At 63.9% G+C, this 7,547-nt stretch carries 9 protein-coding genes; all 9 read left to right on the forward strand.

Features of this window, described 5'->3' with window-relative positions:
• The first annotated feature begins 59 nt into the window (after positions 1-59).
• Entirely contained in the window at positions 60-1,586 is a 1,527-nt protein-coding gene (locus RT513_RS13240) for a DEAD/DEAH box helicase (RefSeq protein WP_290688879.1), read from the forward strand.
• Between the two features lie 105 nt (positions 1,587-1,691).
• Complete coding sequence (locus RT513_RS13245) at positions 1,692-2,471, forward strand: SDR family oxidoreductase (RefSeq protein WP_290688881.1); 780 nt, start codon at positions 1,692-1,694, stop codon at positions 2,469-2,471.
• A gap of 248 nt (positions 2,472-2,719) precedes the next feature.
• Positions 2,720-2,944 (forward strand): twin-arginine translocase TatA/TatE family subunit, encoded by a 225-nt coding sequence (locus tag RT513_RS13250; RefSeq protein ID WP_035746531.1) that lies wholly within the window; start codon positions 2,720-2,722, stop codon positions 2,942-2,944.
• Positions 2,945-2,970: 26 nt separating this feature from the next.
• Complete coding sequence (gene tatB, locus RT513_RS13255) at positions 2,971-3,489, forward strand: Sec-independent protein translocase protein TatB (protein WP_290688895.1); 519 nt, start codon at positions 2,971-2,973, stop codon at positions 3,487-3,489.
• Complete coding sequence (tatC, locus tag RT513_RS13260; RefSeq protein WP_290688897.1) at positions 3,486-4,352, forward strand: twin-arginine translocase subunit TatC; 867 nt, start codon at positions 3,486-3,488, stop codon at positions 4,350-4,352. The genes tatB and tatC overlap by 4 nt, the downstream gene beginning before the upstream one ends.
• Complete coding sequence (locus RT513_RS13265) at positions 4,349-5,194, forward strand: ATP-binding protein (RefSeq protein WP_290688899.1); 846 nt, start codon at positions 4,349-4,351, stop codon at positions 5,192-5,194. The genes tatC and RT513_RS13265 overlap by 4 nt, the downstream gene beginning before the upstream one ends.
• A gap of 62 nt (positions 5,195-5,256) precedes the next feature.
• On the forward strand, positions 5,257-6,162 hold the full coding sequence (locus RT513_RS13270) for a LysR family transcriptional regulator (RefSeq protein ID WP_290688901.1): 906 nt from the start codon (positions 5,257-5,259) through the stop codon (positions 6,160-6,162).
• Positions 6,163-6,262: 100 nt separating this feature from the next.
• Positions 6,263-6,682, forward strand: a complete 420-nt coding sequence (locus tag RT513_RS13275) for a DoxX family protein (RefSeq protein WP_088215344.1) — start codon at positions 6,263-6,265, stop codon at positions 6,680-6,682.
• Positions 6,682-7,491, forward strand: coding sequence for a VOC family protein (locus RT513_RS13280; RefSeq protein ID WP_313534109.1), 810 nt, complete (start codon positions 6,682-6,684; stop codon positions 7,489-7,491). Before RT513_RS13275 ends, RT513_RS13280 begins: the two co-directional genes overlap by 1 nt.
• Positions 7,492-7,547: the final 56 nt, after the last annotated feature.

Genomic DNA, 7,547 nt, shown 5'->3' on the forward strand with positions numbered 1-7,547 from the left:
CGCATGGAACGGCGTCCTCCTGACCGCGCGGCCCGATGCCGCCGAACCACTGGACGCCAATGACAAAATTTTCAGATCTCAATCTCGACCCGAAGGTGCTCCGTGCCGTCGAAGAGGCGGGCTATGAGACACCGACCCCCATTCAGGAAGGAGCCATTCCGCCTGCGCTCGAAGGGCGCGATGTGCTGGGCATCGCCCAGACCGGCACCGGCAAGACCGCTTCCTTCACCCTGCCGCTCATCACCCGGCTTGACAAGGGCCGCGCCCGCGCGCGGATGCCGCGCAGCCTCGTGCTCGCCCCCACGCGGGAGCTGGCGGCGCAGGTGGCCGACAACTTCGACGTCTATGCCAAATACACCAAGCTCACCAAGGCGCTGCTGATCGGCGGCGTCTCCTTCGGGGAGCAGGACAAGCTCATCGACCGGGGCGTGGATGTTCTGATCGCCACGCCGGGGCGGCTTCTCGACCATTTCGAACGCGGAAAGCTGCTGCTGACCGGCGTGCAGATAATGGTTGTCGATGAGGCGGACCGGATGCTCGACATGGGCTTCATTCCTGATATCGAGCGCATCTTCTCTCTCACGCCCTTCACCCGGCAGACGCTGTTCTACTCCGCCACGATGGCGCCGGAGATCGAGCGGATCACCAAGACCTTCCTGTCCAACCCGGTCCGGGTGGAGGTGTCGCGTCAGGCGACGACGTCCGAAACGATTGAGCAGGGGCTGGTCGAGTTCAAGCCGAGCCGCAAGGACCGGGCCGTGGTCTTCAAGGAGAAACGCGCCGTCCTGCGTGGTCTGCTGCGGCAGGAAGGCGCGGCCTGCACCAACGCGATCATCTTCTGCAACCGCAAGATGGATGTGGATGTGCTGGCGAAATCGCTGAAGCAGCACGGGTTCAACGCTTCTCCCATCCACGGCGATCTGGAGCAACGGCAGCGGATGCAGACGCTCGACGGCTTCCGCGACGGCTCGATCAACATTCTCGTGGCCTCCGATGTGGCGGCGCGCGGTCTGGACATTCCGGCGGTGAGCCACGTGTTCAACTTCGACGTGCCGAGCCACCCGGAGGACTACGTCCACCGGATCGGGCGGACCGGGCGCGCGGGGCGGAAGGGCAAGGCCTTCACCATCGCGGTTCCGTCCGACGACAAGTATCTCGCCAATGTGGAAAGCCTGATCAAGCAGCCGATCCCGCGGATCGAGAACCCGATCTCCATTGCCGCTGTGGAGGAGAACGAGGCCGCAGGCGAGCCGCGCAAGGAGAAACCCACGCGCACCCGGACCCGTGGCGGTCGCCGCAAGGCAGACGCTGCGGAACCCGTGGAATCGCCGAAGGCCGAGGCAGAGACCCGCGTCGAGAAGTCCGCCGAGAAGCCGGCCGAGAAGCCCAGGGCCAAATCCGCCCCGCCGGAGGAGCCGCGCGTGGAAGCCGAAACTCCTGCGCGTGAGGAAAAACCGCACCGCTCCCGCGAGGGTCAGGGCCGTCGCGACCGGAAGGAGAAGCGGGACGATGGGCCCGTCGTCGGCATGGGGGACCACGTGCCGGAGTTCATGCTCCGCTCCTTCGCCACACCCTCGGGCAACTGACGCAAGGCTTGGGGGCTGCCGTTTCGGCCTCCGCGCCTGCTCCGTGCGGCTGGCCTCCCGCGCCGCCGGATGCTACGCCTTCTTCAGGGAATGATGGAGAAGCGGATGGATCTGGGTATTCGGGGCAGGAAGGCGCTGGTCTGCGCCTCGTCGAAAGGGCTTGGGCGGGGGTGTGCCGAGGCTCTGGCAGAGGCGGGGGTGGACCTCATCCTGAACGCGCGCGGCGCCGAGGCGCTTGAGGCCACCGCCGCCCATATCCGCGACCGTTATGGCGTGGAGGTGACAACCGTGGCCGCCGATATCGTCGATCCCGAAGGGCGCGCGCGTGTTCTGAAGGCCACAGGAGAGGCGGATATCCTCGTCACCAACGCAGGCGGCCCGCCCCCCGGCACCTGGACGGATTGGTCGCGCGACGATTTCATCAAGGCGCTCGATGCGAACCTGCTCACGCCGGTGGCGCTGATGCAGGCGCTCGTGCCCGGCATGGCGGATCGCGGTTGGGGCAGGGTGGTGAACATCACCTCGCAATCCGTCCGCGCGCCGATCGCAGCCCTCGGACTGTCCAACACGGCACGCACGGGACTGACCGGCTTCGTCGCGGGCACATCCCGGCAGGTCGCGGGCAAGGGCGTGGCCATCAACAACCTGCTTCCCGGCATCCACGATACCGACCGGGCGATCGCCCTCGACGGCGGCATGGCCAAGCAGGCGGGCATCACTCTGGAGGAGGCCCGTCAGTGCAGGTATGCCAACATCCCCGCCGGACGCTATGGCACCGCGGAGGAGTTCGGAGCCGCCTGCGCCTTTCTCTGCTCCCGGTATGCAGGCTTCTTCATCGGGCAGAACTTCATGCCGGATGGCGGCCTGAACAACCTGACAATGTGAAGGGTGATTCCCCGTTGCCGGTAGGCCGGTGACGGGGGTCTGCAGGGCTCTTCGGGGCACACTGAGCGCGCGACATACACTTTTTTAAGTCTTTTCAGCTATCCAGCACCCTGAACGATTTTCCGTGATTATGCGGTTGAGGGGGCTTTGAAAGGACAAAAGGGGGGAGTAAGTCTGTCAGTCAGCACGTTGACACCCGGCCGTAGGAACGGGAAACAGGCGCAGTGACGCCTTAGAAGGAGTAAGCCATGGGTCGTTTCGGAGTGACCGAAATCCTCATCATCGGTGTGGTGCTGCTGGTGCTCTTCGGGCGCGGCAAGGTTTCCTCGCTGATGGGTGAAGTCGGCAAGGGCATCACTGCCTTCAAGAAAGGGGTGAAAGACGGGACGGAGGAGATCGAATCCGCTTCCGCCGCCGCGGCGCGTGACGTAACGCCCGCGACCACCCCGGAGCAGGAAAAGACCAAGGTCTGATCCCGCGAACCTGAAGGCAGCGGAACATGTTCGACATCGGCTGGAGCGAACTCGTCCTGATCGGCATTGTGGCGCTGGTCGTGGTCGGGCCAAAAGATTTGCCTGCCATGTTCCGCACACTGGGCCGTGTGACGGCCAAGGGGCGCATGATGGCGCGTGATTTTCAGCGCGCCATGGAAGACGCGGCGGATGAGGCCGGGTTGAAGGATATTCAGCGTGACCTGAATTCCATCCGCTCGCCCATGCAGTCGGGTCTCGATGCGGTCAATCGCAAGTTGGACGACTGGGACGACCGTAGCCGTGCAAACCGCACGACCACGTCCGGCGTGACCACGCCTCCCGCGGCGAATGGATCCGCGCCGCCCCCTGCAGCCCCGGTCCCCCCTGCAGCCACCGCTCCGCTGGAGACGCCGTCAAGCGCCCAGGGAAGCGATCCCGCGGCGGTCGCGGCAGCCGCGCCGCGCGCGCACGCGCCTGAATCCGTATCCGAACCCGCCGTGGCGAAAGCCTCGGCCGAAAGCCCCGGAGACGGGACCAAAGTATGAAGTCCGAAGATATCGACGACTCCTCCGCCCCGCTGATCGAACATCTTGCGGAACTCAGAAAGCGGCTCATCTGGTCGGCGCTCGCCTTCGTGGTAGCGATGTTCCTCGCATTCACCGTCTGGAACCCGATTTTCAACTTCCTGACCTGGCCTGTCTGCGGCGCTCTGGCGGAACGGGGGCAGGATTGCGGGCTTGTTCTCATCAAGCTGCAGGAAGGCTTCTTCGTCGCCATCAAGATTTCGATGTTCGGCGGTCTGGTCCTGTCATTCCCGATCATCGCCTATCAGCTCTGGCGCTTCGTTGCGCCTGGACTTTACCGGTCCGAAAAAGCCGCTTTCCTGCCGTTCCTGATCGCTTCCCCGGTGATGTTCATCATCGGCGCAGCTTTCGCCTTTTTCGTGGTCATTCCGATCGCGTTCAATTTCTTCCTGACCTTCCAGCAGGTTGGAACGCCCGGCGTGCCGATTCCCGCGGAACCGGGCAGTGTGACGCCCCATACCGCCGGCATCACCTTTCAGGGCTCCGTCGCGGAATACCTGTCGCTGACCATCAGCTTCGTGACGGCATTCGGCCTGTGCTTCCAGCTTCCGGTCCTGCTCGTGCTGATGGGAAAGGCCGGGCTGATCACCTCCAAGGGGCTTGCCAGCGTGCGGCGCTATGCAGTGGTGGTCATCCTGATCGTGGCAGCCATCGCCACGCCCCCCGATGTGATGAGCCAGTCCATCCTGTTCGCCGCAATCTACCCTCTCTATGAGATCTCCATCTTCCTCATCCGCCGGATCGAGCGCCGGAAGGAGGCCGAGATGAAGGCGGAGGGGCTCTGGGTGGACGAGGAAGAAGACGACGGGAAGGATAAGGCATGACGATGCAGGCACTCGAACGGATTGCCGCGGCTCTGGAACGCATGAGCCCGCCGCCCGCCGCGCTCCCGGATTTCACGCTCGCCGATGCCTTCGTCTGGCATGTCGGGCCTGACCGGCTCGAGCCGGTGCCGCATGTCGCGCGCGTGGACCTTTCCCTCCTGATCGGCGTCAATCGTGCACGGGACGTCCTGCTGGAGAACACCTTGCAATTCGCCCGGGGACTGTCGGCCAACAATGCGCTGCTCTGGGGCGCGCGGGGCATGGGCAAGTCCAGTCTGGTGAAGGCCGTTCACGCCGAAGTTCGCCGCCAGGGGCGGCCGCTGAAACTGGTCGAGGTGCAGCGCGAAGACCTGCCGTCCCTGTCACGGTTGCTGAACTTCCTGCGCAAGTCGGAGGAGCGGTTCCTTCTGTTCTGCGACGATCTTTCCTTCAGCCACGACGATCAGCATTACAAATCCCTGAAGGCGGTTCTGGATGGCGGTATCGAAGGCCGTCCGGAGAATGTCTTGTTCTACGCGACCTCCAACCGGCGGCACCTGATGCCGCGCGACATGATAGAGAACGAGCGGTCCACCGCGATCAATCCCGGCGAAGCGGTGGAGGAGAAGGTTTCTCTCTCCGATCGATTCGGCCTGTGGCTTGGCTTTCATCCCTGTGATCAGGATGAGTATCTGGCCATGATCCGCGGTTATTGCGACGCATATGGCGTGCCCGTGGCCGAGGATGAACTCCGCGCCGAGGCTATCGAATGGCAGGCGACGCGCGGGGGGCGGTCGGGTCGCGTCGCGTGGCAGTTCTTTACCGACCTCGCAGGCCGCAAGGGCGTTCCTCTGCGCGCCTGAAGAAACGCTTTTCTCCAGCCTTATAAACTGCTTACCTCCTCCCGTAGCAAGAGGAGTCGCAGGTGGACAGGCTCGAAGCCGATCGGATGTTCGTGGCGGTTGTCGAGGCGGGCGGCTTTGCCCGCGGTGCCGAACGGCTGGGCGCGAGCCCCGGACAGGCCTCCAAGCTGATCGGCAGGCTGGAGCAGGCTCTTGGCGTGCGTCTCCTTCACCGGACCACCCGGGCACTTCATCCGACGGATGCGGGCCGCGCCTACTACGAAGGGCTTCGCGATCTGCTGCTGGAGTTCGATGCGCTGGACGCGGCGGTTCGGACTGCCTCTCAGACCGCGGCGGGGCGGATCCGTGCCTCCGTACCGCTGTCCTTCGGCGTGTCCGCACTCACGCCGGTGCTGCTCCGCTTCGCGCAAGCCTATCCCGAAATCGTGCTCGACGTGTCCTACACTGACCGTCAGGTCAATCTGGTGGAGGAGGGCTATGATGTGGCGGTCCGCATCGGGCGCATCGGTGATTCACCCTCGCTGATCGGGCGCAGACTGTCGGAGACGCGGCTTATGCGCTGCGCCGCGCCCCATTACCTCGCCGATCATCCCCGGCCCGAGGTGCCGTATGACCTGCGCGGCCACCGCTGCATCCTTGATACCAATATGGCGGATCCCTTTCGCTGGAAGTTTTGCGACCCCGGGACCGGGGAGGCGCTCGAATATCCTGTGACCGGCCGTCTCCGCTTTGCGAATGCGGAAGCGTGCCTGCGCGCCGCCGAGGCGGGCGAGGGGGTGGCGTCGATTCCCGCCTTTCTCGCCATGGACAGTGTGCGCAAGGGCCATGTCACGCCCTTGCTGGAAGCATGGGAGCCGGAAGCGCTCTCCATCTTTGCGCTCTATCCGCAAGGACGGCATCTCGCGCGGAAGGTACGGGTTCTGCTCGACTTTCTAGTGGCGGAGTTCCGGTCGCCAGCCTGGGAATAACTTCCATATTGGAATGAATATCCCGCCGGTATCGCCATTTATTGCCCTAATGGATAGGGCCATATTCTGCGCATGAAATCGAATCCCTGAAGGATCTGTCATGCTGGATACTCGAACGGCACCCTATGCCGCGCTTCTGCTTCGCGTCACGCTCGGTGCCCTGTTTCTTGCCCATGCCGGGTTGAAGCTGTTTGTCTTCACCCCCGCGGGAACCGCTCAATTCTTCGCATCGCTCGGTCTGCCGGGCGGGCTGGCCTATATCACCATCGCTTGGGAAATAATCGGCGCGCTGGCGCTTATCCTTGGCATCTATACGCGCTGGGTTGCTGTAATCATGACGCTGCCGCTGATCGGCGCAATCGCGACCGTCCATGGGCCGGCGGGCTTTTTCTTCACCAACCCGAATGGCGGCTGGGAGTTTCTTGCGCTCTGGATTGCCGGTCTGCTGGCCCTCGCGTTGATCGGTGATGGTGCGTTTGCCGCGAAACCCTCGCGGTCGGCTTCAGGGGAGAGAGTATGATGGAAATGGAACATGGTCCCGACCATGACCCGGTGAGTGTCGCAAGCGTCGCTCTCCGCGTCCGGGATTTGGATACGGTCACGCGCTTCTACGAGACGGTTGTCGGTTTGTCGGTCCTGAGCAAGGATGCCGAGGGCACTGTTCTTGGTACAGCGGGGCGCGGGCTTCTGGAACTGCGCAAGGATCCAGGCGCCCGCCAGCGGATGCCGCAGGAGGCAGGTCTCTTCCATACGGCCTTTCTGCTGCCCGACCGGGCCGCTCTGGGAGGCTGGTTGCGCCATGTGGCCGACCTTCAGACGCCGCTTCAGGGCCTCTCGGACCATCTGGTGAGCGAAGCCGCCTATCTGGCGGACCCCGAGGGAAACGGCATCGAGATCTATGCCGACCGTCCGCGCAGCCTCTGGCAGTGGCATGACGGGCAGGTGGCAATGACCACCGAACGGATGGATGTCGCCGCTGTTCTGGAAGCCGCAACGCCCTGGACCGGCGCGCCGGAGGGGTCGATGGTCGGGCACGTGCATCTGCAGGTTGGCGCTCTCCCGGAGGCCGAGGCGTTCTACGCAGGCCAACTGGGTTTCGACATCACCACGCATTACCCAGGCGCCACCTTCTACGCGACCGGTGGCTATCACCATCATCTGGCAACGAACGTCTGGAACAGCCGTGGCGCGCGCGTCAGGCAGCGTCCGTCCACCGGGCTCGAGGAAGTTCGACTCGCGGTAAGGGAATCCGCTCGCATGAAAGGGGTGGAATCGCTGCATCTGGATGATCCATGGGGCACTACGATTCGTCTCGGTCTCTCGGCCTGATCCTGCGCTTACGCGTGCGTGGTAATATTGTGTCTTTGAGTGGATGGTTTGCGCAT

This window comes from Haematobacter sp. (assembly GCF_032102465.1).
Classification (GTDB): domain Bacteria; phylum Pseudomonadota; class Alphaproteobacteria; order Rhodobacterales; family Rhodobacteraceae; genus Haematobacter.

What these genes read in the sequence shown, in the direction of transcription:
- RT513_RS13240 (WP_290688879.1), top strand. Translation starts at nt 60, where the DNA reads ATGACAAAATTTTCAGATCTCAATCTCGACCCGAAGGTGCTCCGTGCC.
- RT513_RS13245 (WP_290688881.1), top strand. Translation starts at nt 1,692, where the DNA reads ATGGATCTGGGTATTCGGGGCAGGAAGGCGCTGGTCTGCGCCTCGTCG.
- RT513_RS13250 (WP_035746531.1), top strand. Translation starts at nt 2,720, where the DNA reads ATGGGTCGTTTCGGAGTGACCGAAATCCTCATCATCGGTGTGGTGCTG.
- tatB (WP_290688895.1), top strand. Translation starts at nt 2,971, where the DNA reads ATGTTCGACATCGGCTGGAGCGAACTCGTCCTGATCGGCATTGTGGCG.
- tatC (WP_290688897.1), top strand. Translation starts at nt 3,486, where the DNA reads ATGAAGTCCGAAGATATCGACGACTCCTCCGCCCCGCTGATCGAACAT.
- RT513_RS13265 (WP_290688899.1), top strand. Translation starts at nt 4,349, where the DNA reads ATGACGATGCAGGCACTCGAACGGATTGCCGCGGCTCTGGAACGCATG.
- RT513_RS13275 (WP_088215344.1), top strand. Translation starts at nt 6,263, where the DNA reads ATGCTGGATACTCGAACGGCACCCTATGCCGCGCTTCTGCTTCGCGTC.
- RT513_RS13280 (WP_313534109.1), top strand. Translation starts at nt 6,682, where the DNA reads ATGGAAATGGAACATGGTCCCGACCATGACCCGGTGAGTGTCGCAAGC.